16 protein-coding genes and 2 tRNA genes are annotated in these 24,898 nt (G+C 68.7%); 10 read left to right on the top strand and 8 right to left on the bottom strand.

All coding sequences use genetic code 11. From position 1 onward, the window contains the following. Positions 1 to 14 precede the first annotated feature (14 nt). Positions 15 to 821, top strand: a complete 807-nt coding sequence (gene cmrA / locus RCP38_RS06155) for a mycolate reductase (protein ID WP_308476249.1) — start codon at positions 15 to 17, stop codon at positions 819 to 821. A 6-nt stretch (positions 822 to 827) separates the two neighbouring features. Here the strand turns inward: cmrA and RCP38_RS06150 are convergent, their stop codons facing one another. Next, positions 828 to 2,408: a helicase HerA-like domain-containing protein gene (locus tag RCP38_RS06150; protein WP_373692447.1), complete on the bottom strand. Its 1,581-nt coding sequence runs from the start codon at positions 2,406 to 2,408 to the stop codon at positions 828 to 830. Positions 2,409 to 2,471: 63 nt separating this feature from the next. Between RCP38_RS06150 and orn the strand changes: the two genes are divergently transcribed. From orn to RCP38_RS06135, 3 genes are all read left to right on the top strand, one after another. Then, positions 2,472 to 3,128, top strand: coding sequence for an oligoribonuclease (gene orn, locus RCP38_RS06145; protein WP_308476247.1), 657 nt, complete (start codon positions 2,472 to 2,474; stop codon positions 3,126 to 3,128). A gap of 44 nt (positions 3,129 to 3,172) precedes the next feature. Beyond that, positions 3,173 to 3,245: transfer RNA gene (locus RCP38_RS06140), tRNA-His, on the top strand. Positions 3,246 to 3,377: 132 nt separating this feature from the next. Then, positions 3,378 to 3,713 (top strand): hypothetical protein, encoded by a 336-nt coding sequence (locus tag RCP38_RS06135; protein ID WP_308476246.1) that lies wholly within the window; start codon positions 3,378 to 3,380, stop codon positions 3,711 to 3,713. 28 nt (positions 3,714 to 3,741) lie between these two features. Here RCP38_RS06135 and RCP38_RS06130 read toward each other — a convergent pair whose 3' ends face one another. Beyond that, positions 3,742 to 5,103 carry a cytochrome P450 gene (locus RCP38_RS06130; RefSeq protein ID WP_373692446.1) on the bottom strand — a complete coding sequence of 454 codons (1,362 nt, stop codon included), beginning with the start codon at positions 5,101 to 5,103 and terminating at the stop codon, positions 3,742 to 3,744. A gap of 144 nt (positions 5,104 to 5,247) precedes the next feature. On the opposite strand from RCP38_RS06130, the gene RCP38_RS06125 reads away from it, so the two are divergent. Further along, positions 5,248 to 6,345 carry a helix-turn-helix transcriptional regulator gene (locus RCP38_RS06125; protein WP_308476245.1) on the top strand — a complete coding sequence of 366 codons (1,098 nt, stop codon included), beginning with the start codon at positions 5,248 to 5,250 and terminating at the stop codon, positions 6,343 to 6,345. A 305-nt stretch (positions 6,346 to 6,650) separates the two neighbouring features. Next, positions 6,651 to 7,214, top strand: coding sequence for a VldE C-terminal domain-containing protein (locus tag RCP38_RS06120; RefSeq protein ID WP_308476244.1), 564 nt, complete (start codon positions 6,651 to 6,653; stop codon positions 7,212 to 7,214). A 12-nt stretch (positions 7,215 to 7,226) separates the two neighbouring features. Here the strand turns inward: RCP38_RS06120 and RCP38_RS06115 are convergent, their stop codons facing one another. Beyond that, positions 7,227 to 8,456, bottom strand: coding sequence for a L,D-transpeptidase (locus RCP38_RS06115; RefSeq protein ID WP_308476243.1), 1,230 nt, complete (start codon positions 8,454 to 8,456; stop codon positions 7,227 to 7,229). 154 nt (positions 8,457 to 8,610) lie between these two features. Here RCP38_RS06115 and RCP38_RS06110 point away from each other — a divergent pair. Together RCP38_RS06110 and RCP38_RS06105 are read left to right on the top strand one after the other, a co-directional pair. Then, positions 8,611 to 8,683 (top strand) — tRNA-Lys (locus RCP38_RS06110). A gap of 178 nt (positions 8,684 to 8,861) precedes the next feature. Beyond that, complete coding sequence (locus tag RCP38_RS06105; RefSeq protein WP_308476242.1) at positions 8,862 to 9,836, top strand: GmrSD restriction endonuclease domain-containing protein; 975 nt, start codon at positions 8,862 to 8,864, stop codon at positions 9,834 to 9,836. Between the two features lie 58 nt (positions 9,837 to 9,894). Here the strand turns inward: RCP38_RS06105 and RCP38_RS06100 are convergent, their stop codons facing one another. Continuing rightward, the gene (locus RCP38_RS06100) at positions 9,895 to 10,122 is read right to left on the bottom strand and encodes a DUF3618 domain-containing protein (protein WP_308476241.1); all 228 of its coding nucleotides are present in this window, start codon (positions 10,120 to 10,122) and stop codon (positions 9,895 to 9,897) included. Positions 10,123 to 10,214: 92 nt separating this feature from the next. On the opposite strand from RCP38_RS06100, the gene bcp reads away from it, so the two are divergent. Beyond that, positions 10,215 to 10,688, top strand: a complete 474-nt coding sequence (bcp, locus tag RCP38_RS06095; RefSeq protein ID WP_308476240.1) for a thioredoxin-dependent thiol peroxidase — start codon at positions 10,215 to 10,217, stop codon at positions 10,686 to 10,688. A gap of 25 nt (positions 10,689 to 10,713) precedes the next feature. Here bcp and RCP38_RS06090 read toward each other — a convergent pair whose 3' ends face one another. The 3 genes from RCP38_RS06090 to RCP38_RS06080 form a co-directional block, all read right to left on the bottom strand. Further along, positions 10,714 to 12,042 carry a dipeptidase gene (locus tag RCP38_RS06090; protein ID WP_308476239.1) on the bottom strand — a complete coding sequence of 443 codons (1,329 nt, stop codon included), beginning with the start codon at positions 12,040 to 12,042 and terminating at the stop codon, positions 10,714 to 10,716. Positions 12,043 to 12,170: 128 nt separating this feature from the next. Then, complete coding sequence (acpS, locus tag RCP38_RS06085; RefSeq protein ID WP_308476238.1) at positions 12,171 to 12,560, bottom strand: holo-ACP synthase AcpS; 390 nt, start codon at positions 12,558 to 12,560, stop codon at positions 12,171 to 12,173. 75 nt (positions 12,561 to 12,635) lie between these two features. Continuing rightward, positions 12,636 to 14,156 (bottom strand): flavin-containing monooxygenase, encoded by a 1,521-nt coding sequence (locus RCP38_RS06080; RefSeq protein ID WP_308476237.1) that lies wholly within the window; start codon positions 14,154 to 14,156, stop codon positions 12,636 to 12,638. Between the two features lie 139 nt (positions 14,157 to 14,295). Between RCP38_RS06080 and RCP38_RS06075 the strand changes: the two genes are divergently transcribed. Next, positions 14,296 to 15,564 (top strand): Rv1453 family transcriptional regulator, encoded by a 1,269-nt coding sequence (locus tag RCP38_RS06075; RefSeq protein WP_308476236.1) that lies wholly within the window; start codon positions 14,296 to 14,298, stop codon positions 15,562 to 15,564. Here RCP38_RS06075 and RCP38_RS06070 read toward each other — a convergent pair. Beyond that, positions 15,552 to 24,800, bottom strand: coding sequence for a polyketide synthase (locus RCP38_RS06070; protein ID WP_308476235.1), 9,249 nt, complete (start codon positions 24,798 to 24,800; stop codon positions 15,552 to 15,554). The genes RCP38_RS06075 and RCP38_RS06070 overlap by 13 nt on opposite strands. Positions 24,801 to 24,898 lie beyond the last annotated feature (98 nt).

Raw genomic sequence — 24,898 nt, 5'->3', positions numbered from 1 at the left:
TCTACGATTGGTCCATGCCGATTCCTGCGCCCAACCCCGATGCCCGTGCCGTCGTCACCGGTGCCTCCCAAGGGATCGGTGAGGCGCTGGCCACCGAGCTGGCAGCCCGCGGCCACGCGCTGATCATCACCGCACGCCGCGAAGACGTCCTGGGCGAGGTGGCGGAGCGCTTGCGGGACGCCTACGGGGTGGCGGTGGAGGTCCGTGCCCTCGATCTGGCCGACCCCGCGGCTCGTGAGGTGTTCTGCGACGAATTGGCCGAGCGGGAGATCTCGGTGCTGTGCGCCAATGCCGGCACCGCGACGTTCGGGCCGATCTCCGACCTGGATCCCGCCGGCGAGAAGGCGCAGGTGCAGCTGAATGCGGTCGCGGTCCACGATCTGGTCCTGGCGGTGCTGCCGGGGATGTTGGCACGCCGGGCGGGCGGCATCCTGATCTCGGGTTCGGCGGCGGGAAACTCGCCGATCCCCAACAACGCGACGTATGCCGCCACCAAGGCGTTCGCCAACACGTTCAGCGAATCGCTGCGCGGCGAGCTGCTCAAGACCGGGGTGCACGTGACGGTGTTGGCACCCGGACCGGTGCGCGCGGAGATGCCCGACGCCGCCGAGGCCTCACTGGTCGACCGGCTGATCCCCGACTTCCTGTGGATCTCCACCCAGCACACCGCGAAGCTGTCGCTGGATGCCTTGGCGCGCAACAAGATGCGCGTCGTTCCCGGGATCACCTCGAAGGCCATGTCGATGGCGAGCGGCTATGCGCCGCGCGCCATCGTGACGCCCATCGTGGGCGCGGTCTATAAGAAGCTCGGCGGCGGTTAGGCCACCTCAGCGCCGGCGCCGGCCGGTGCCCATGGCGCCGCGGGTGATCTGTCCGACCACCGCGGTGGTGACGGCACGGGTCACCTGCTTGCCCTCCCGGGTCGTCAGGAAGTGGGCGAGCCAGCGACCGAACCGCGTCCACCAGTGCACTTTCGGCGGTGGCGGCACCCCGTCGTACCCCTGGTCGCCGGACGGCGGCGCACTGCCCTCCCCTGATGCCAGCTTGGCCGACAGGATCTCGTAGGCCGACTCGCGATCCACGGTCTGGCCGTAGACCGCGTGCAGCGGGCTCGCCGTGGCCGCCGCGGTGATCGCCGCGTCGCCGACGGAGTCCATCAGCGACCGCGGTGGCCGCAGCCGCGTCCAGGCGACCGGGGTCGGGGCGCCCTTCTCCGACAGGACGGTGACGATCGCCTCACCGATCCCCAGTGACGTCAACGCCGACTCCAGGTCGTACACCGTGGTTTTCGGATAGGTGCGCACCGTTTTGCTCAGCGCCTTCTGGTCATCGGGGGTGAAGGCCCGCAACGCGTGCTGGATGCGCGCACCCAGCTGGGACAACACGCTGTTGGGCACGTCGGTGGGCAGTTGGGTGCAGAAGAACACCCCGACGCCCTTGGAGCGGATCAGTTTGACGGTCTGTTCGACCTGCTGCAGGAACGCCTTGGAGGCATCGGCGAACAGCAGATGCGCCTCGTCGAAGAAGAACACCAGCTTGGGTTTGTCGACGTCGCCGACTTCCGGAAGCAGTGTGAACAGGTCGGCGAGCACCCACATCAGGAACGTGGAGAACAGCACCGGGCGCGCGGCCTGGTCGCCCAGTTCCAGCAGCGAGATGATGCCGCGCCCCTGCGGGTCGAGGCGGATCAGGTCCTTGGGGTCCAGTTCGGGTTCCCCGAAGAAGGTGTCGCCGCCCTCGGCCTCCAGGTTGACCAGGGCACGCAGGATCACCCCCGCGGTCTGCGCAGACACCCCGCCGAGGTTCTTCAGCTGAGGTTTGCCGGCATCGCTGGTCAGGTAGGAGATCACCGAACGCAGATCTTTCAGATCCAGCAGCAGGTAACCGTTCTGGTCGGCCCAGTGGAAGATCAGCCCCAGGGTCGACTCCTGGGTGGCGTTGAGGCCCAGCACCTTCGACAGCAGAACAGGCCCGAAGCTGGAGATGGTGGCACGCACCGGGACCCCGATGCCGCCGGTGCCCAGGGACAGGAATTCCGTCGGGAACGCCGTCGGCGCCCACTCGTCGCCGGTCTCGGCGGCCCGCTCGGTGATCTTGGCCCCGGACTCCCCCGCCCGGGACAGCCCGGACAGGTCGCCCTTGACGTCGGCCATCAACACCGGGACGCCGGCCGCGGACAGCTGCTCGGCGAGTACCTGCAAGGTCTTGGTCTTGCCGGTACCGGTGGCGCCGGCCACCAGCCCGTGCCGGTTGACGGTGGCCAGCGGAATGCGGACCTGCGCCGAGGCCTCGGCTACGCCGTCGACCACCACCGAGCCCAGTTCCAGAGCCTGGCCGTCGGCGACGTAGCCCGCCGCGATCTGCTGTGCGGCGTTCGCCGCCGAATCGGGACTCACAGGCCACGACATTACTTGCCCCGCCTCTACCACGGTTCGGCTATGGCCGTGGTGAACGGCTAACGTGGGCTAACTGTGAGTGCTGCACGAGACGAACTCGTTTGGATCGACTGCGAGATGACCGGGCTGGATCTGGGCTCGGACAAGCTCATCGAGATCGCCGCCCTGGTCACCGATGGTGAGCTGAACATCCTGGGCGACGGCATCGACGTGGTGATCCATGCCGACGACGCGGACCTGGACGCGATGAGCCCGGTGGTGACCGATATGCACACCCGCTCGGGCCTGATCGAGGAGGTCAGGGCCTCGACGGTCGATCTGGCCACCGCCGAGGCGATGGTGCTGGACTACATCCGCAGCCACGTCAAACAGGCCAAGACCGCGCCGTTGGCGGGCAACTCGATCGGCACCGACCGCGGCTTCCTGGCCCGGGACATGACCGCGCTCAACGACTACCTGCACTATCGGATGATCGACGTCAGCTCCATCAAGGAGCTGTGCCGGCGCTGGTATCCGCGGATCTACTTCGGCCAGCCGGAGAAGGGCTTGGCGCACCGCGCATTGGCCGATATCCACGAATCCATCCAGGAACTGAAGTACTACCGGCGGACGGCTTTCGTGGCCCCGCCCGGGCCCTCTACCAGCGATATCGCTGCGGTCGCGGCAGAACTGGGGCCGTTTACGGGCGCGTCCGGGGCCACCGATTCGGTGGCAGAGCGTCCTAGCGGCTAGTATCGACGACGCTGCTTGATCGGTTTGCCGAGTCGGCGGCAATGGTGGCTGTAGTTCAGTTGGTAGAGCACCAGGTTGTGATCCTGGGTGTCGCGGGTTCGAGTCCCGTCAGCCACCCCGCAGGTCAGGCCCCCTTTCGAGGGGGCCTGACTCATTTGTACGAAGGGTCCCGGAGGCCTCGACGTCGAGTTCCCGCTCCGATCGCAACGCGCGACGGGTTGTCACCCCCGCGCTCTAGGGTTGCCGACCATGCCGGCATACGACACGACTTCGTTCATCGCTCCCGGGCCGCGCGGTGCCGGTTGGTACGACGTGACCGCCACCGTGACATGGACACCGCGTCCCGGCGGTGACGCCGTGAGCACCACCGGCGCCTATCTGGATGCGAACCGCCCCGGCGGCGAGATCTTCCTCGGCTGCGGCATCGAGGAGCTCACCACCGCCCTCGGTCTGCCCGGTCTGCTGACCGACCCGGCGCACGTGATCGAAGTCTGCGATCTGGTCAACGCCCAACTTCTCGAACACCCCCACGCCGAACTGACCTGCCCCGCCGGTAGGGCCCGGCTGGAACTGGTTCGGCCGTGACCCGGCTGTGTGACCGCGGATCTTCGCCTCAGTCGGGCACCGCCCGGATCGTGACGCGGGCCGGGACCGGTTCGGCCGCAACCATGGTGAACGGCGTCGCCAGCGGGAATTCGGTTCTCAACGAATGGAATTCGTAACGGCGCACCAGGGCCGCCAGCGCCAACGTGACTTCGAGCATCGCGAAATGGTCTCCGATGCACTTGCGCGGCCCACCGCCGAACGGCAGGTACTGCCACCGATCACGGCCCGCCGATTTCTCGGGCAGGAACCGATCCGGATCGAACTCCGCGGCGCGCTCCCACAGCGCCGGATCACGATGCAATGCGTAAATGCCCACGCCCACCGCAGCACCGGCAGGCACTCGGTAGCCGTCCACGACCATGTCCCGTACCGCTGTCCGGCCGCTCAACGCGCCGGGTGGGCACAGTCGCAACGCCTCGTGCAGGACCTGCACGGTATAGGGCAGTCGGGTCACGTCGTCAGCGCTCAGTTCTGTTGCCGCGCAGGCCGCTTCGGCGGCGACCCGCTCCTGCATGGCGGCGTGGTTACCCAGGGCCCAGAGCGCGTAGGCCAGCGTCGTCGCAGTGGTGTCGTGGCCGGCCAGCATGAACAAGACCAATTCGTTGCAGATCTCGCGGTCACTCAACCCGCGTCCGGTCTCCGGGTCGCTCGCGGCCAGCAACCCGCGCACCAGCGGAGCATCCCTGCCCGGGTCGCTTCTGCAGACTTGCAGGATGTCACCGGCCATCCGGTGCAGCGCTGCGCTGGCTGCGCGGGCCCGACGGCGGGCCGGCGTCGGCAGCCAGCGCGGGGCACGTGCCGGCGCAAAAGCTCGATCGGCTGCATACTGCAGCACGACGCCCATGGCGTCGGCTACCGCGTCGAATTGGTCATCGAAGTCGATGCCCAGGATCGAGCGCCCCAGCGCCCGCATGGTGAGCCGGCGGCATTCGGCGTCCAGATCGACCGTCGCGCCGTTCCGCCATCTGCCGGCAACCATGTCGGCGGCCCGCGACATGGAGCATGCGTACGCGGCGACATGTTGTTTGGTGAACAGCGGTTGCAGGGTGCGTCGCCGCGGCAGCCATGGCCCATTGGGCAGATCGATCAGATTGGCGCCCAGCAGGTGACGGATCTCCTCGTGGGCCGGATTGCGTTCGACATCCGCATTGGTAAGCACGTCGTGCGCACCCTGCGGTGAGGTCACCAACACCACCGGCGGTGCCAGCCACCGCGGTGCCAGCACCAAGCGGGTCACCGGCCCACCGGCGTCGCGCAAGATCTCCGCCCCGGTGTGCATCTGCCGCAACGCCCGGACCTGCCGTAGATACGGCAGCGGATTCTTCGGCGCCTGCGGCAGCGCGGAAACGTCGACATCGACCATGGCCATGGCATTCAGCGAACCAGGCCCGATCCGGCGTCACATCATCCCAATGGTTGAGATTCGCCGGGAAAAAGCCATCGACCGAACGCCCCGCGGAGCGCACACTGTTTCCCAGACAACCGGACGTTATCCCCCAGACCGGAGCAGGCTATGCCGGCGAAACCGACCCTTGAGGACTTCTCTCGCATCGTCGGGTCCGTCTACAGCTCGGTCATGGTGCCGGAGAACTGGACCGGCGCCCTCGCCGATCTCCAGCACCTGATCGACGCCCAGTGCGCGCTGGTACGCGTCGACGAGGCGGGCCGGACAATCCGGGACGCGAGCCTGAAGGCGGAGGCCCGCGCCGACTATGAGAACTACTATCGCCGGATCGACTACGTGCTGGAAGCGTTGGCGCGCAGCCCGATCGGGGTAATGACCAGTGGACGGACGCTGGTTGGGTTGAACAGTCAGTCGGAGTTCAACATCGACTGGTTACGACCGCTGGGAATGGCCGACGGCATTTTCGTGCGGCTCACCGACGGCGTGGCACCGCTGGCATTTCTTACCGCCGGGCCGCGCCCACCGGAGCCGTACGCCCCTCTGGTCCGCGCCCTGGTGCCGCATCTGCAGCAGGCGCTGCGCAGTCATGCGCACCTGAAGGAGATGCAGCACCGCATCGGAGACCTCGGAACGGTCACCCGGTCGTTGCGCCAACCCGTCATCACGGTGACGACCGAATCCCGGATCGTCTACGCCAACGAAGCCGCCGAGGCCGTCTTGCGGTCAGATGACGGGCTCCGGGTGCGCGACGGACGGCTCGAAGCCGTCAGCGCCGGCACCGACACCGTGCTCCAGCACGATCTTGGTGCCGCCTTGACCGGTGGGGAGGGCCACCCGCGAGGCAGTTCGCTGCTGTGCGCCCGGCGTCCACCGCTACGTCCCTATGTCATCGAGGTTCTACCGGTCGATCCGGTCGGCACGGATGCCGGCGCCGCCCGCCGCGCCATGGTCGTCGTCATCGATCCCGAACTCGAATCGGCGGCGACGGCGACGTTATTGCGTCGCCACTACCGCCTCACGGCGGGCGAGGTCGATATCGCGGTCATGGTGCTGCGTGGCGGTGGCGCGAAGGACATCGCCGAGCGCCTATCGTTGTCGCAGGCCACCGTCAAGACGCACCTGCAGCACATCTTCGACAAGACCGGTGTCCACCGCCAATCGGAGCTGGTCCGGCTGCTTTCCGACCTGCGATCGCCGTACCGGTAGGCATCTATGTACCATCGGTTGTACCGCGCGCCGGGTTGATGTCGAAGTAACGTTTTGGTTACGGTTTCCTGCGTGCTCACGCAAGGACTGGGCGATCTGCGCCTGAAATCCTCGGTTTTAGCTGCGACGACACTGTTGCCGGCCGCGGTCTTGCTGGCCGCCGGAGTCGGCGCCGAACCGGGAAACAACGACGAACCGCCACCCCCGGCAGCCGCCGACGCGCCACCGCCCGAGGACGCACCCCCGCCCCCGGACGACGCTCCTCCCCCACCTCCCGAGGACTGGGCGGCGCCGCCGCCCCGGAGATGGCCCCGCCCCCGCCCGAGGATGCACCTCCGCCCCCGCCGGAGGACCTGCCTCCGCCCCCGCCCGAAGACCTTCCCCCACCACCCCCGGAGGACCTGCCTCCGCCCCCACCGCCCGCGGACTGGGGCACGCCGCCGCCCGACTTTGCGGCCAGCTGGTCGCTGCCCGCGCCGCACGCGCTACCGCCGGGCATCGTCAACGAGCGCGGTATGCAGGTCAAGACGATCCTCGTCGCGCGCAGCATCAGTGAACTGTTCCCGCAGATCAACAACATGATCGGCGTGCGACCCGACGGCCAGCGCTGGCATCCGTCCGGCCTGGCCATCGACGTGATGATCCCCAACCCCAACAGCGCCGAGGGCATCGCGCTCGGGGATGAGATCGTGGCCTACGCACTGCGCAACGCCGACCGGTTCGCCCTGCAGGACGCCATCTGGCGCGGCACCTACTACACGCCGGCCGGCCCCAGCGGCAGCGGCAACGGTCACTACGACCACGTCCACATCACCACGTTCGGTGGGGGCTACCCCAACGGCAGCGAGGAATACCTGCGCGAGGACTAGGCACCCCGGGCGTCAGCGCACCGGTTCTTTGGCGTTGCCGGCCTGCCACTCCGACCACGGCACGTTCCAGTCCCCGAGTCCGTCGTTGCCGGGCAGCGGCGGACCGATCGTGTTGATGACCTGCACGACGTCGCCGCGCTTGACGTGGTCGTAGAACCACAGCGCATTGCTGGGACTGACGTTGATGCAGCCGTGGCTGGCATTGGAGTAACCCTGGGCACCCACCGACCACGGCGCCGAGTGCACGAAGATGCCGCTGTAGGAGATCTGGGTGGCCCAGTCGACGTCGGTGCGGTAGCCGTTGGGCGAGTTGACCGGAACACCGTAGGTCGACGAGTCCATGACGATGTGCGGGAAGCGCTCGCCGACGATGTAGGTGCCGTTGTTGGTGGGGGTGCTGTCCTTGCCCATCGACACCGGCATGTTCTTGACCACCTCGCCGTTGACCCGCACCACCATCGACTTGGTGTCGTCGTCGATGGTCGCGATCACCTCGTCGCCGATGACGAAGTGGCTGGCCGCATTGTCCTGGCCGTACACCCCGTTACCCAGGTCGACGCCGTAGGTGTTCACCGACACATCGACCGTGGTCCCGGGCTTCCAGAAAGACTGCGGCCGCCACCGCACTTCGCGATTGTTCAGCCAGTAGAACGCGCCGTCGACGGCGGGCACGGTGACGATGGAGATGGCCTTCTCGGCCGCCACGCGGTCGGCGATGTTCTCATCGAACCGGATAGCCACCGGCTGGCCGACCCCGACGACCTCGCCGTCGCGCGGCATCACGTAGGGCATGGTCAGGTTCTGCGGCGAATGGGTCTGAAACGTCATCTGCCGGCTGGTCACGCCGCCGAGGCCCAGCGCCTTGGCATTCACCGTGTAGCGCTTGTTGTAGCCGAGTTGCTCCGATGTCGACCAGGTCAGCCCATCGGCGCTCAGCTTGCCGTCGACCACCGCGCCGTATTCGTTGACCATGGTGACCGAGTCGAGCACCCCGTCTTCGGCGGTCACCGTCACCGGCGAATCCACCGCTACCCCGACGGCCTTATCGGTGACCGAGGCGGTGACCTTGGGCACCAGCAGGTCGGCGAAGGGCGTGCCCTTGTCGGCGATGGTCTTGGCGGCTTCCGCGTCGGCATGGCCGCCGCAGGCGCTCAACCCCAGCACCACGGCCGGAACCATCAGCAATGCCGCTACCCGGGATCCGAACCCCCGGCAGCGTTGCCCCACACCAACCTGCCCCATGCTTTTCCCACCTGACCGTGCTCATGCTGCTCGCAGGCAGTCTAGTGGGTAACCGGCCAACCTGCTGTGCCGCACGAAACAACGCTTTGACGTCGCGATTTCGTCTCCCGATACGGCGCCTGTTATTGTTTCTCTCGCGGTTCTTCACCGCCCAGCGCCGTTAGCTCAGTTGGTAGAGCAGCTGACTCTTAATCAGCGGGTCCGGGGTTCGAAACCCTGACGGCGCACCCTAGAAAACCCCGCCTCGGCGGGGTTTTCGTGGTTTCGGGTGATGTCGGATCTGCCCCGTGCACACTGGTCGTCGACCGCCGGGCGGCGTGGGTCGATCCGTTCTTCCATCCCGCCCCATGGACATAAAAAGTGAACTAATGTCCGGATAATGGGCGTTGGCAACTCAGTCGTGCAATGACGAGACGCACCAGATTCGCGCTGCTCGGCATCGCACTCGCCTGCATCATCGTGGTGATCGCCCTCTGCCTCGTATCCCGCGGGGGCGCGAGCAACACCTCGACCGCAGTCACCTCCAGCTATCCCGCCAGCTCGCTGTCGCCGCTTGAGAAACTGGCCCGGCTCAGCGTCAAGGGGCGCGCACCGAAATCCGGATACGACCGAGTGCTCTTCGGCACGCCGTGGTCCGACGATGTCACGGTGGAAGGTGGCCACAACGGCTGCGACACGCGAAACGACATCCTGCGCCGCGATCTCACCGGAATCGGTTTCGCAGCGGGCGAATCCTGCACCGTGCTGTCCGGTGTGCTGAACGACCCCTATACCGCCGAAACCGTGCTCTACCAGACCGGATCGGCCAATCTGATCGATATCGACCACATCGTTCCGCTTGCCGACGCCTGGCAGAAGGGCGCGCAGGGCTGGGACGAGTTGACCCGGCGCAACTTCGCCAACGATCCCCTCAATCTCCAAACCACCATCGCCGAAGTCAATCGCCGGAAGGGAGCCGGCGACGCCGCGACATGGCTGCCGGCGAACGTCTCCTATCGGTGCACCTACGCCACCCGGATAGTCGACGTGAAAACCCGGTACCGACTGTGGGTCACCGAGGACGAGCGCGAAGCCTTGACGTATCTCCTGCGCCGGTGTGAAACCACCGGGACGGCTACTCCCCTATCCCCGGTGCCGTCGCACAGTGCCGGCACGACGAGCACCCGGTCCCCGACGAGCACCCGGTCCACAAAGACATACCGGGTGCCGACGCCGCCGTGCTACCGCAACGTCAACGGAGACTGCATCACCTTGCCGGGAAATTTTCCCCATCCGCCCGACGGCGCCAACGCGCTCTGCCGCGACGACACCTATTCCTTCGCCGAGCACCGACGCGGTTCCTGTGCGCGCCACGGCGGTGTCTACGCCTGGCTGGATTGAGTGGCCCGGTAGGCCACTTCGGCAAAACCGGCTTTCGCGAATGCCCGTCGAGCGGACGTCAGCGGTTCCGGATGCGTCGGACGGTCAGGATCAGGATCAAGCCGCCGACACCGGCCAGTGAGGCCATGACCACCGGTTGGGTGACGATCTCGACCGCACGGGCCTTGGCGCGGTCGGCCAGGCGACGCGGGTTGGCCCGCTCGGCGAGGATGTCCACCGTCGACGCCAGCTGGTCGCGGGCCTGATCGATGTCCTTCTTGATCGTGTCGGGATCGCGTTCCGCCACTGTCGTCCTCCCTGTCCGATGCTGCACCTGCCGAACTACCCTAGAGCAGCCGGGGCCGCCCGCATGCTCCGGCGAGCCGAAAGGGGCAGATGTTGACCGAGACCGCACGCCTGGCGCCCGGTGATGAAGCGCCCGCGTTCAGCCTTCCCGACGCCGACGGCAACACCGTGTCACTGGCCGACTACCGGGGTCGACGCGTCGTCGTGTACTTCTACCCGGCGGCATCGACTCCCGGTTGCACCAAGCAGGCCTGCGACTTCCGGGACAACCTGCGCGAATTCAACGACGCCGGCCTCGATGTCATCGGTATCTCGCCCGACAAGCCCGCGAAACTCGCCAAGTTCCGCGACACCGAGGGGTTGACGTTCCCGCTGCTGTCGGACCCGGAGCGGGCGGTGCTGGCCGCCTGGGGTGCCTTCGGCGAGAAGAAGATGTACGGCAAGACCGTGCAGGGCGTCATCCGCTCCACGTTCGTCGTCGACGAGCAGGGCAAGATCGCGGTCGCCCAGTACAACGTGCGTGCCACCGGACATGTCGCCAAGCTGCGGCGGGATCTGGACGTCTAGTCCACCCGCGTGGCGCGTTCGGCGTTCAACCGCCCAGCTTCGCCAACAGCAGTGCTTCGGTAGTGGCCGCGCGTTCCAGCACGCCCAGGTGCAGGCTCTCGTTGACGCTGTGCGCCTGGGTGCCGGGATCTTCCACCCCGGTGACCAGGATGGTCGCCTGCGGATAGGCGGCGGCGAACTCGGCGATGAACGGGATCGAACCGCCCATGCCCATGTCGATCGGCTCGACACCCCACGCTTGGGCGAAGGCGGCCCTGGCCGCGTCGTACACCGGGCCGGTGGCGTCGATGGCGTAGGGGGCGCCGATGTCGCCCGGCGTGACCGTCACCTGCGCACCCCACGGGGCGTGGCTGTGCAGGTGCGCGGTGAGCGCGTCCAAGTGTGCTGCGGCGTCGCCGCCCGGCGCCACCCGCATGCTGATCTTCGCCCGTGCGCGCGGGATCAGGGTGTTCGACGATGCCGCGATGCCGGTGGTGTCGATCCCGATGACGGTGATCGCCGGTTTCGCCCACATCCGCTGCGGCACCGACCCGGATCCGATCTCGGTCACGCCGTCCAGCAACCCGGTGTCGGCGCGGACCCGCTCGGGCGGGTAATCGACCGGCGCGGCCGTGCTCTCGTGCAGGCCGGCCACCGCGACGTTGCCGTCGTCGTCATGAAGGCTTGCCAACAGTCGCACCAGCACGGTCACCGCGTCGGGGACCACGCCACCCCACAGCCCGGAGTGCAGGCCGTGGTCGAGCGTGGCGACCTCCACCACGCAGTCGACCAGCCCGCGCAGCGACACCGTCAGCGAGGGTACCTCGGTGCTCCAGTTGTCGGAGTCGGCGATGATGATCACATCGGCGCTCAGCGCGTCGCGGTGCGCGGCCAGCAACGCGCCCAGTGAGGGCGAACCGGATTCCTCCTCGCCTTCGACGAAGACCGTCACCCCGACCGGCGGCTGGCCCTCGTGTGCGCGGAATGCCGCCAGATGCGTTGCGATACCGGCCTTGTCGTCGGCGGTGCCGCGGCCGTAGAGACGGCCGTCTCGTTCGGTCGGCTCGAACGGCGGGGAAACCCACTGGCCGGCATCCCCTTCGGGCTGTACGTCGTGGTGCGCGTACAGCAGCACGGTGGGAGCCCCCGGCGGAGGCGGATAGTGCGCGATGACGGCCGGCGCACCACCTTCGGCGACGATCTGCACCTGCGGAAAGCCGGCTTGGCTCAGGAGGTCTGCGACGCGTTGCGCGCTGCGGTGCACCTCGGGCCGGCGGGCCGGGTCCGCCCACACCGACTCGATACGCACCAGGTCTTCCAGATCGGCCCGCACCGACGGCAGGATGTCGCGGACTCGCTGCACCAGATCGCTCATGGCGTCGAGATTATCCGGTGACCGATCCGTCGCGAGCGTGCGCAGAATGCCGGTTTTGCCCGGCGTGTCGTGTGCAGACACGCACGCTCGCGAGATGAGGGGGACGCGCGACCGCGCGAGGTCGAGCGCTAGATCTCGAGGATGGCGACCGCGGCCGCGGTGTCACCGTCGTGGGTGAGCGACACGTGGATAGTCACCTCGGCCAGGTGCTGGGCGATGTCGCCGGACAACCGCACCTTCGGACGTCCCCAGGTGTCGGTGACCACCTCGATGTCGCGGTGAATCGCCTCCGGCAGCACCGGTTTCTGCGCGAACCGCGATCCCGACCACGCCTTGATCACCGCTTCCTTGGCCGCCCAGCGAGCCGCCAGGTGCCGGGCCTCCGACGAACTCTTGTCGGAGGCGTCGCGACGCTCCCCGCGGGTGAAGGTCTCGGCGAACACCGTTCCGGGCCGGGCGACCTGTTCGGCGAAGTCCGGAATCGACACCAGGTCGATCCCGATACCAACGATTGCCACGTGCGCCAATCTATCGAATGCCGACGGTAGACGCCTGCCCCGGCGCTCCGAGTCCACCCGGGGGCATCCCCACCGCTACGCGCCGATCGCCTCCGGCAGCTCGCTCGGAGTTTCGGGTGCCGACACCGGTGCGGCGACGCCGAAGCGCAGGTTGGCGTCGACGACGGGCCGGTTGCGAATCAGCTCGACGTCCTTGCGGTAGTCCATCGACATCGACCAGGGCTCCGCGGCTCCCTGCCGGGGCAGTCCGGCGGCGGCGCGCTGCACGTAGCCGGCCCCGAAGTCCAGCAACGGCTTGGTGGCCATCGTCGGATCATCGATCTCGGCCCGAACCGTGCGGTAGCCGCAGGCGTCCATGTGGGCCAGCAGCCGACACAGATACTCGCAGACCAGGTCGATCTTCAGCGTCCACGACGAGTTCGTGTACCCGAAGGCGAACATGAAATTCGGCACGCCGGACAACATCATCCCCTTGTAGGCGACCGTCTCGGACAGCTGTACCGGAACGCCGTCCACCGTCAGCGCCATGCCGCCGAACGCCTGCAGATTGAAACCGGTGGCCGTCACGATGATGTCGGCGTCCAACTCGCGCCCGGACTCCAGCCGGATGCCGGTCTCGGTGAACGACGCGATGCGGTCGGTCACCACCGACGCACGGCCGGCGCTGATGGCGCGGAACAGATCGTCGTCGGGGACGGTGCACAAGCGCTGATCCCACGGCTGATAGGTCGGGTTGAAATGCACGTCGACCGGATAGTCGGCGGGCAGCCGACGGGCGTTGAGGTAACGCAGGACGAACCGGACCGCGCCGGGGTAACGCTGACACAGCCGGTAGACGGCACGCTGCCGGAAGATGTTCTTACGCCGGGCCACTGCATAACCCAATGTGTCGCCGAGCAGCTTCTTGGCGGTGTTGGCGACCACGTCTTGCGACGGCACCGGGAGCAGGTAGGTCGGCGAGCGCTGCAGCATCGTCACGTGCCCGGCCTTGTCGGCCATGGCCGGCAACAGCGTCACCGCAGTGGCTCCGCTGCCGATGATGACGACCTTCTTACCGGTGTAGTCGAGATCTTCCGGCCAGTGCTGCGGATGGACGATCTGGCCGGCGAACCGGTCGCGGCCCTCGAAATGCGGGGTGAAGCCTTCGTCGTAGCGGTAGTAGCCACCCGCACAGAAGATCCAGTCGGTGCTGATCTGCACGCGCTCGGCGGTGTCGGTGCGCTCGATCTCGACGACCCACCGCGCATCGGAGCTCGACCAGGCGGCACTGAGCACCCGGTGGTGGAACCGAATGTGGGTGTCGATGCGGTTCTCCGCGATCGTCTCGCGAAGGTAGGCCAGGATCTTGCCGCCGGTGGCGATCGCGTCGTCGTCGCGCCACGGTTTGAATTCGTAGCCGTAGGTGTGCAGGTCGGAATCCGAGCGAACTCCGGGATAACGGAACAGATCCCAGGTTCCCCCAGTGTCACCGCGGGCTTCCAGGATGGCGTAGCTCTTGCCCGCCTGCTCGCGCTGCAGGTAGTAGGCCGCCCCTATGCCGGAAACACCGGCGCCGACGATCAGAACGTCAACGTGCTCCCTCGCGATGTGCTCCACGGTCTTCCTCCTGGTTCGCAGTGGACTCAGACCAATCCTGACGACGTCAGGACTCCGGGAATAGGTCAAAATGACCCGAATACCTCAATGTATCGCGCTTAAACAGTGCATATTGCACCGTTCGGGTTACCGTGGTCCGATGGACTGGCCGCCCCCGTCAGCACCGGTACAAGAACTGATCCGGCAGACCGCCCAGATCGCGGTCGCCGCCCGGCCGGAATGGCTCGAGGAGTTGGATCGGGCCACACTGGCTTCGCATCCGGCGCTCGCCGCCGATCCGGTGCTGGCCGCGGCGATCAGCCGCAGCAATCGGGCGAATCTCATCCACTGGGCCGCGGCGAACATGCTCAGTCCCGGCGCCGCCGTCGAACCCAACCTCGGCCCCGAACCGCTGGGGATCGCTCGAGATCTGGTCCGTCGCGGCCTCGACGCCGCGGCCCTGGACGCCTACCGTGTCGGCCAGGGCGTGGCGTGGCGGCGGTTGATGGAGATCGCCTTCGAGTTGTGCTCCGATCCCGCCCAACTGCACGAACTCCTCGACGTCTGCTCGCGATCCATCAGCGCGTTCATCGATGCGACGCTGGCCGGTATCGCCGCCCAGATCGATTTGGAGCGCGACGAATTGACCCGCAGTAGCCACGCCGAGCGACTCGAGGTCGTCACGCTGCTCCTCGACGGTGCACCGATCAGCCCGCAGCGCGCGGAGAACAGACTCGGCTATTCGCTGGGCCGGACACATACCGCGGCGATCGTCTGGACCGACCGGGGCAGCGGTGACGTGACCGGTCTCGATCGCGCCGTCGCAGCGTTCGGGCGGGCCGCCGGGTCGGCCTCACCGCTGAGCATTCCCGCCAGCTCGGCATCCCGGTGGGTGTGGGTGCCCGGGACCGCCGCGGTCGACTCCGATGGATTGACCGAAGACATGTCCGATCTTCCCGACGTGCGTATCGCGATCGGGTTCCCCGCTACCGGGATCGAGGGCTTCCGGCACAGTCATTTCGACGCGCTGGCCACCCAACGGACCCTGGCCCGTTTGCAGTCGCCGCAGCGCATCGTGTTCTTCACCGACATCGCCCTGACCGCGCTGATCACCCAGGACCGCGAACGCGCCGATGAATTCGTCGCACGGACCCTGGGTGATTTCGCCTCGGCCGGCACCGAGATGCACCGCACCGTGTCGGCATTCGTGAGCGAACAGTGCAACGTGTCGCGAGCCGCGGCACGCCTGTACGCGCACCGAAACACGCTGTTGCGCAGGCTCACGCGCGCCGACCGACTGCTCCCGCGCCCGCTGGCCGAGAACTACGTCGAGGTCGCCGTGGCCCTCAACGTGCTGCGCTGGTCCGGCGGCGCGGCGGTGTCGGCACCCGCACCGCCACCGCCGCCGCAGTCGCCTCAGCCGATGTAGACGTCGCCGTCGCCGAGCCGTGCCGCCGGGTTGAGCAGCATGGCCGACTCCTGGCGCTTCTCCGACGAGTCGTGGTCGAACCGCCGGTCCGCGGGCCGCTCGTAGAGCGGCTTGCCGCCGGCGATCGCCGAGGCGAGCCGGCGCTGGCCGGCCAGCAGCCGGGCGTTGGCCTGCTCGGTGTAGGCGGCGCGCTGGCTCGGGTCCAGTGCCGCCAGGAACGCCGCCGGGTGCACCAGTGCGACCAGACCGGACACGTGCCCGAAGCCGAGGCTGGTGACCAGACCGGCCTTGAGCGGGAACTTCTCCCCCATCTCCAGCGTCTCGCGTACCCACACCAGGTGACCGGCGGTGGCCAACTCGTCGTCGACGCAGTCCAGGCTGCGGTTGGGCGGGATGACGCCGTCGCGCAGGACCTGGCACAGGCCCATCATCTGGAAGACGGCCGCACCGCCCTTGGCGTGCCCGGTCAGGCTCTTCTGACTGACCACGAACAGCGGCGCCCCCTCGGAGCGACCCAGCGAGTCGGCCAGCCGCTCATGCAACTCGGTCTCGTTGGGGTCGTTGGCCAGCGTGGAGGTGTCGTGCTTGGAGACCACCGCGATGTCGTCGGCGCCCACCCCCAGCTTGGCCAGTGAACGGGCCAGCATCGAGTCCTTGCCGCCGCGGCCGGCGCCCAGCGCCCCCAGACCCGGGGCCGGGATCGAGGTGTGCACGCCGTCGGCGAAGCTCTGCGCGTAGGCCACCACCGCCAGCACCGGCAGCCCCATCTTGGCGGCGAGGTCGCCGCGCGCCAGCAGGATGGTGCCGCCGCCCTGAGCCTCGACGAAGCCCAACCGGCGCCGGTCGTTGGCGCGGGAGAACTTCGAGTCGCTGATCCCCTTGGCCCGCATCATCTCGGTGTCGGCGGTGGCCGCCATGTCACCGAAGCCGATGATGGCTTCCAGGGTCAGGTCGTCGTAGCCGCCGGTGACCACCAGCTCGGCCTTGCCCAGCCGGATCTTGTCCACGCCCTCCTCGACCGAGACCGCCCCGGTGGCACAGGCGGCCACCGGATGGATCATCGAGCCGTAGGACCCGACGTAGCTCTGAACGACGTGTGCCGCAACGACGTTGGGCAGCACCTCTTGCAGGATGTCGTTGGGCTTGGCACGCCCGAGCAGGTTGCCGTGGTACATGGTCTGCATCGAGGTCATGCCGCCCATGCCGGTGCCCTGCGTGCTGGCGACCTGCGACGGGTGCACCCAGCGCAGCAGCTCGGTCGGGGTGAAGCCCGCCGACAGGAACGCATCGACGGTCGCGACGATGTTCCACAGCGCCACCCGGTCGATGGAGGTGGCCATGTCCTGGCTGATCCCCCACACCGTCGGGTCGAACCCGGTCGGGATCTGCGCGCCCACCGTCCGCGACAGCTTGCTCTTACGCGGCACCCGGATCTCGGTGCCCGCCTTGCGGATCACCTGCCAGTCCGACGAGTCCGGCACCGGGCGCACCACGGTGTGCTCGGGGTCGAACTCCACGAACGCCCGCGCGTCGGCCTCGCTGGAGACCACGAACGAGAAGTCCTTGTCCAGGAAGACGCTGACCAGCAGCGGTGAGGCGTGGTCAGGGTCGATCGCGCCGTCGTCGACGAACTCGCGGACACCGACACGTTCCACCACGGCGTCGTGGTAGCGCTCCACCAGCTCGGCCTCGTCGACCAGCTCACCGGTCTCGGTGTCGTACCAGCCGGGGGTGGGATCGTCTTCCCACTTGACCAGGCCGGTGGTCCAGGCCAGCTCCAGCACGCCGGCGGCCGAGAGTTCGCCGGAGACCTCCATCTCAAAGCGGGTGCGCGACGAGCCCAGCGGACCCAGTTCCGCGCCGCCGACGATGACCACCAGGTCGGCCGGGTCGACGTCGAGGTCGTCCCAGGCCGGCGGGGGCGCCGGGTGATACCCGCGCGGCGGGCTCGGCAGGGCGGCGATGGTGCCGGCGGCGTCCTCGGTGGCGTCGCCGTCGCCGTCCGCGGAATCGGCCGTCATCTCCTCCCGTGCCCGGGCGGCCAGCTCGGCCATGTCCAGGTTCGCCTCGGCCAGGCCGCCGGTCAGGTCGGCCTCGATGGGGGTGTTGGCGGCCGCCACCTTGGACTCGACGGTGCACAGGTCCAGCAGCATGGCCGCCATCTGCTCGGTCGAGTAGGTGGTGACGCCGGCTTCCTCGACGGCGTCGACGATGACGTCGTTGTGGCCCATCAGCCCGGTGCCGCGGGTCCAGCCGATCAGCGCATGCGCAAGGCTGACCCGAGAAGCCCACGAGGACTCCGCTTTCCAGCGGGACACCACCGCATCCAGCGATGCCTTGGCCTCGCCGTAGGCACCGTCACCGCCGAACATGCCCCGGTTGGGCGAGCCGGGCAGCACCACGTGCAGCCGAGAGGCGATGTCGCGTTCGGCGCCGATCTTCGACAGGCCGCCGATCAGCCGCTGGACGGCCCACAGCAGGACCTTCATCTCCATCTCGGCGCGCGCACCCGCCTCGGACAGGTCCCCGGTCACGCGCGGTGCGGCGAACGGGAACAGCAGCGTCGGGGTCTGGGCGTCCTTGAGATGGATCGACTGCGGCCCGAGGTTCTGTGTCTGCTCGGTACCGACCCATTCGACCAGGGCGTCGATGTCGGCGTAGGAGGCCATGTTGGCCGGCACCACCCACAGCGCCGCCCCGAACCGGGCGTGGTCGCGATACAGGTTGCGGTAGAAGGCCAGCCGCTCGTCGTCGAGTCGGGAGGTCGTCGCGATGACGGTCGCACCGCCGTCGAGCAGCTGCCCGACGATCGACGCGGCGATCGAGCCCTTCGAGGCACCGGTCACCACCGCCACCTCGTTGCTGTAGCGGCCCCGGCCCGGGTTCTCCGCCCCGGCCGCGATACGGGCGTACAGCGAGGCGTGGATCTGCTTGCCGTCGGCCAGCGCCTTGCCCTGCCACCAGGTGGCCTGGGTGGCGACCACGTGACCGGCACCCTCGAAACGCTCGGCGAGCCGGGGCCAGTCGGCGTCGATGTCGCCCTCGTCTTGCAGCCACAGCCGCACCAGATCCTCACGGGCACTGGCCCAGCGGTCGTCGAACAGCACCGCTTTGCGCCCGTCGAACGCCGGTGCCACCAGACGCGGCCAGTCCGAACCCAGTTCGGCGGTGACCAGTTCGATCAGCTCGCCGTCGGTGGCACCCGCCGGGGCGCTCACCGGGTCGTCGAAGCCGAGCTGGCCCAGCACCAGCCGGGCGGCCGAAGCGAGCACGCCGTCGCGTCCGGTGATCTGCGCGGTGAACTCGCCCAGGGCGGCGGCATCCACCGTCGCACCGCCGCCGCCACCGCCGGCCGACGGCAGGCTGACGGCCACACCGTGACGTGCCGCGACGGCACCGACGGCCGCGTCGATGGCCTTGTCGACGGCCGCGCCGTCGGCCAGGGCGCCCTCGTGCAGGCCGCCCAGGGCACCGCCTCGGACGCTGGTGCCCTCGCGGGTGCCCAACGCCACCTCGACGGTGACGTGCTTGGCCCAGCCGTCGCCGAGTTCCCAAGTCTTCTTGACCCGTTCGGCGATGGCGCCCGGACGCTTGCCGGACGGCCCGAGCACGGTGCGCAGCTGGTCGTTGATCGCATCGGTCAACACCGGGCCGTAGGGCTTGTAGGTGCGTGCCAGCTTGGTGACCTGTGACTTGAGTCCGGCCAGGTCGGCCTCGGCGGCACCGTCGATGGCGCCCAGGTTCAGCTCCGACCCCAGGTCCACCAGCAGTTGGTTACGCCGCGACGACGCCCCGTCGGTGATGGACTCGATAGAGTCCAGCGCTTCGATCTGGTCGATGCGCATCTTGGCGCTCAGGGCGATCAGCGCGCAGGTGGCGTCGGCGGCATCGAAGGTGATGTCGTCGGGCCGCGGCGCACCCGCCGGCGCGGCGGGTGCCGCCGGTGCCGGTGCCGCAGCTTCTGCCGGGGCATCCGCGGAAACCTCAACCGGCGCTTCCTCTTCCGGCTCCGGCTCGGGGTCGGTGTCGGTGGCGAACAGCACGGCGGCATCCCGCTCGGCGTTGAGCACTTCCACGGTGCTGTGGGCGTACTCGGGCAGTTTGAGGGTGTTACCGGCCAGTCCGGCGACGGTCGGGGCGGTCTTCACCCCGATCTCGACGAACCGTTCCACCCCGAGTCCGCCGGCGGCCTGCTCGGTGAACAGCAGGTCCTGGGTCTCGATCCAACGCACCGGGCTGGCGAACTGCCAGGCCAGCAGTTCGATGACGACCTTGCGGCACAGCTCGGCGGGCTTCTCGTTACGCCAGGTGTCGTAGTCGGCCAGGATCTCGTCGAGCGGCTCGGCCGGCACCAGGTCACGGATCTCCTGGATGAAATCGCGGTCCAGGGTGAACGGCCTGGGCACCAGGTTGGGGATGTAGCGGCCGATCAGCAACGCCGGGTCGGCGTCTCGCGGCATCACCCGTTCCAGCGAACGCCGGAAGTCATCCACGCCGATGCGCAGCACGCTGGAGTGGAAGGGCACGTCGATGCCGGGCACCAGGATGAAGGACCGCTTGCCGCCGCTGATCTCGCGGCGCCGTTCGACCTCGGCCTCCAGGGCCTCCAGCCCCGCCACCGTGCCGGCGATCGCATACTGCGACCCGCGCAGGTTGAAGTTGACGATCTGCAGGAATTCTCCGGTGCGCTCGGAGATTTCGGCGACGAACGCGGTCACGTCGGCATCGTCGAGGTCGATCTGCGACGGCCGGATCGCGGCCAGTCGGTAGTTGGACCGGCCCATCGCATCCCGCGGCACGATGTCGTGCATCTTCGAGCCGCGGTGGAACACCACCTCCAGCAGTGCCTCGAGTTCGTAGACGCCGCTGACGCAGGCCAGTGCGGTGTACTCGCCGACGGAGTGTCCGCAAGCGATGGCGCCCTCGACGAAGGCGCCCTGCTCGCGCATCTCGGCCACCTGGGCGGCGGCCACCGTGGCCATCGCGACCTGGGTGAACTGCGTCAGGTAGAGCACGCCTTCGGGGTGCTGGTAGTGCACACCGGATGCGATCAGGCTGGTCGGGTTGTCGCGCACCACATGCAGCACCGAGAAGCCGAGGGTCTCGCGGGTGAACTTGTCCGCCGAGTCCCACACTTTGCGCGCGGCCTTGGACCGTGCGCGCACCTCCATGCCCATGCCCTTGTGCTGAATGCCCTGGCCCGGGAAGGCGTAGACGGTTTTGGGTGCGGTCAACCGGGCGGTCGCCGACATGACGAGATCCGATCCGATCCGGGCACTGATCTCCAGAACCTCTGCGCCCAGGTCGATCCCGACCCGGTCGACGCGGAAATCGACGTCGTCGCCGGGCTTGACCATGCCCAGGAAGCGGGCGGTCCAGCCGACCAGCCGGGCCGGCGGGCGGGCCTGGCCGTCGGTGGCGGTCACCACGTGCTGGGCTGCGGCCGACAGCCACATGCCGTGCACGATGGGCGATTCCAGCCCCGCCAGCAGCGCGGCGGCACGATCGGTGTGGATCGGGTTGTGGTCGCCGGAGACCACCGCGAACGGCCGCATGTCGATGGGCGCGGTGACGGTGACGTCGCGTCGGCGCCGACGCGGGGTGTCGGTGGCGTTGTCGGAGACCGCGCCGCCGGCCCGCACCGGGTCGGTCAGCTCCGCAGCACCGGTGCGGCCACGGATCGCGAACCGCTCCGCCATGGTGGCCAGCACCGTTCCGTCGGCGGCACTGACGGTGACCGCGACCGGAACGACCCGGCCGACCTCGGTGTCGGTGGCCGCCGACGCCGTTGCGCTGACGGTCAGTTCGGCCGGTTGTGCCGGCAGGTCCGCCACCAGGTGTGCCGCGTGGTCCAGGTGGACCAGAGACAGCAGGCCTTCGACGACCGGGAACCCGGCATCGGTGGTGGCCGAACCGATGGCCGCGAACACCGCGGGCCAGCATCGGCCGACCAGCGCGTCGGGCACCGTGGTCAGCCCGGGCGCCAGCGGTGCACCGAAGGTGGCGGTCACGCCGGTGTGATCGGCGACCTGCTCGGGGTCCCAGGCGACCGTCACCGTGGCCGCACCGTCGCGCACCGGCGCCAGCGCGTCGGGCCCGTCCGCACCGGCGGCGATCGCCAGCACCGAACGCATTGCGGCAGCGGCGTCCTCGGTCGACACCTGCGGGGCGGCGCCGTCGACGACGGCCGCCGGCACGGTGAAGCGAATGCTGATCCAGACGCCGGATAGCGGCACGCTCAACACCACGTGCGACTCCGACGCGACCTCCAGTCGGGCCCCGGTCGACGGGTGGGTGGCGGCGCGGTTCTCGTGGACCTGCCACTCCTCGGGTGCGGCGATCCGGTGCACCGGGTTGGTGGCGGTGCGCCCCGCCCACCGCACGTCGGGAGCGTCGAGCAGCACCGCCAGCGGGCCGGTCACGTCGGTACGGCCCCGACGGCGGGCACTGACGGGTTGCGGCTGCACACCCGCGGTCCGGTACTCCTCGAGCACCTGGTCGATCGCGGCCTGCTCGAACCGGTCGAGCAGCTCACCCACCGGCTCATCGACCCGGGTGATGCCGGCCACCGCGGTGATACCCGGAATGATGCACACCTGCTCGGCGGTGTAGCGGGCGTCGTGCGCCTGCCACAGCGAGTCACTGCGCCACCAGCGGCGCACGTCCTTGTCGATCACCGGCACGAAGTTGACGGGCTTGCCCGGCGTCTTGCACAGCTGCGTGAAGTACGGCGCATCCGCGGGGTGCAACCGGACGGTCTCGGCGTCGGGGTAGCGCGCGATCAGCGCGGCGATGGCGTCCGCGGGGCGCTCCAGAATCTCCTGTCCCGCTTCTGAATCCACGAACAGGGTCTCGATCCGCCCGGACTCGAGTTCGTTCAGTCGGGCCTCGGCACGCTGCAGCATCGAGCCGAACCGGTCCCGCCACGTCTCGGCCAGCCACGGGCTGCCCGCCGAGGCGGTGTCGGCGGTCGAATCGCCGGCGCCGATCGCCAGTTCGACATAACGGCGCAGCCACTGCGCGTAGGTCATCTCGCCGACGTCGCCGAAGTACGGCTTGGCGGTGGCGGCCAGCGCGGCGATGATCTCCTCGCGCCGTTCCGCCACGGCCGCACCGTCGCCGGCGACCTCGTCGAGCAACCGGCCGCAGCGCGACGCCACGTTGTCGATCTCGTGGATGTCGGCGCCGAGCTGGCTGCGCGAGGAAGCCATGCCGCCCTGGGCTTTTCCGGCCCCGATCCACTGGTCGGTTCCCGAGGTGTCGACCAGCATCTGCTTGACCGACGGCGACGTGGTGGCTTCTTTGGTCGCCATCGCCGCGGTGCCCACCAGGATGCCGTCGACCGGCATCAACGGGAAACCGTGCTGCAGCGACCACCGACCCGACAGGTATTCGGCGGCCTGCTCCGGGGTCCCGATCCCGCCGCCGACGCACAGCGTGATGTTGGAGCGCGAACGCAGTTCGGAGTAGGTGGCCAGCAGCAGGTCGTCGAGGTCCTCCCAGGAGTGGTGGCCACCGGCGCGGCCGCCCTCGACGTGCACGATCACCGGCGTGGTCGGCACCTCGGCGGCGATACGGATCACCGATCGGATCTGCTCGACGGTGCCGGGCTTGAACACCACATGGCTGATGCCCGCCTCGTTGAGCTCCTCGATGAGTTCGACGGCTTCTTCCAGCTCGGGAATACCGGCACTGATGACCAGGCCGTCGAACGGGGCGCCGGAGGCACGGGCCTTCTGCACCAAGCGCTTTCCGCCTACCTGCAGCTTCCACAGGTAGGGGTCCAGGAACAGGGAGTTGAACTGGACGGTGCGGCCCGGCTCCAGAAGCTCGGTCAGCTCCGCGACCCGGTCGGCGAAGATCTCCTCGGTGACCTGGCCGCCGCCGGCCAGCTCCGACCAGTGCCCGGCGTTGGCGGCCGCCGCGACGATCTTGGCGTCGACGGTGGTCGGCGTCATGCCGGCCAGCAGGATCGGAGACCGTCCGGTCAGCCGGGTGAACTTGGTGTCGAGCTTGACCCGGCCGTCCGGCAGCTGCACCGCCGACGGGGCATAGCTGGACCAGGGCCGGGCGACCTCGGGAACGGCGCCGATGGTGAACAGGTTGCGCTGCCCACCCCGGGTGGCCACCGGCACGATTCCGATGCCCAGGCCCCGGATCACCGGCGCGGTCAGCCGGGTCAGGATGTCGCCGGGGCCCAGATCCAGGATCCAGCGGGCGCCGGCCTCGTGCAGCGTGGTGACCTCGTCGACCCAGTCCACCTGGCCCACCAGGATCGAGTCGGCGAGCCGGCGGGTCAGCTCCACATCCAGGCCGACCCTGGCCGCCCACTGCGCGACGATCTCGATCCCGTCGGCCAACCGAGGCGAATGGAAACCGACCTCGACCTGCACCGGTTCGAAGACCGGTGCGAAGACGGCGCCGCCGCGCAGCTTGTTCTTGCGCTCGGCCGCCTCCTTCTCGGCGATCTGCTCGCAGTACAGCTCGAAACGGGAGAGCTGTTCGGGCGTGCCGGTGATGACCACCGCGCGACGGCCGTTGCGGATGGACAACACCGGCGGCAGCACGGTGCGCACGTCCTGCGCGAAGTCGTCAAGCAGGGCGCGAATCCGCTCCGGCTCGACGTTGCTGATCGCGACCATCGGCGAGCGGTCGCCCAGGATCGCGATCCCGCGGCGGCGGGCCACCAGGGTGCCGACGGCCCCCAGCAGCTGGGCGAGGGCCAGCAGTTGCACGTCGGTGGCGCCGCCGGCCTTCAGCGATTCGACGGCCAGGATGCCCTGCGAGTGGCCGGCCATGGCGACCGGCGGGGTGGCCGACAGATCCAGCCCCTGGCGCTGCAACGCCCGAATCGCGGCCATCTGCGTCAACAGCACCCCCGGCAGCGACACCGCGGCCGAGGTCAGCTGCTTGTCGGACGGGACGGGGTCTTCGGCGGCCAGGGCTCGCACCCATTGCAGCGGCTCGAATCCGATGGGCCGGACGACGACGAGTTCATCGGCGATCGGTTCGAGCAGCAGGTCGGCCTCACCGGCCAGCGTGGCCAGTTCGGTTTCGATACCCGCCGACGACACCAGTTCTTCCAGGGACTCCAGCCAGGCGCTGCCCTGCCCGCCGAACGCGACCGCGTAGGGCTCGCCGGCCACCAGACGATCCACCAGAGCGGATGATGCGCTGGCGAACGGCCCCGAACCAGCGCCCTCAGCGGAAACCCGGTCGTGTTCGTGAATCGTCACGTTTTGTATCTCCCCTGCCCTGGTTAACGTCGCGTCCTCGTAGACGCCCGCCGGCACAACCGGCTTCGTGGTGGGCTCTCGCGTGTTCGCGGCCGCGC

Source organism: Mycolicibacter sp. MU0083, assembly GCF_963378075.1.
GTDB lineage: Bacteria > Actinomycetota > Actinomycetes > Mycobacteriales > Mycobacteriaceae > Mycobacterium > Mycobacterium kokjensenii.
The sequence above is the reverse complement of the archived record's forward strand: the minus strand, read 5'-3'. Positions and strand labels throughout refer to the sequence as shown.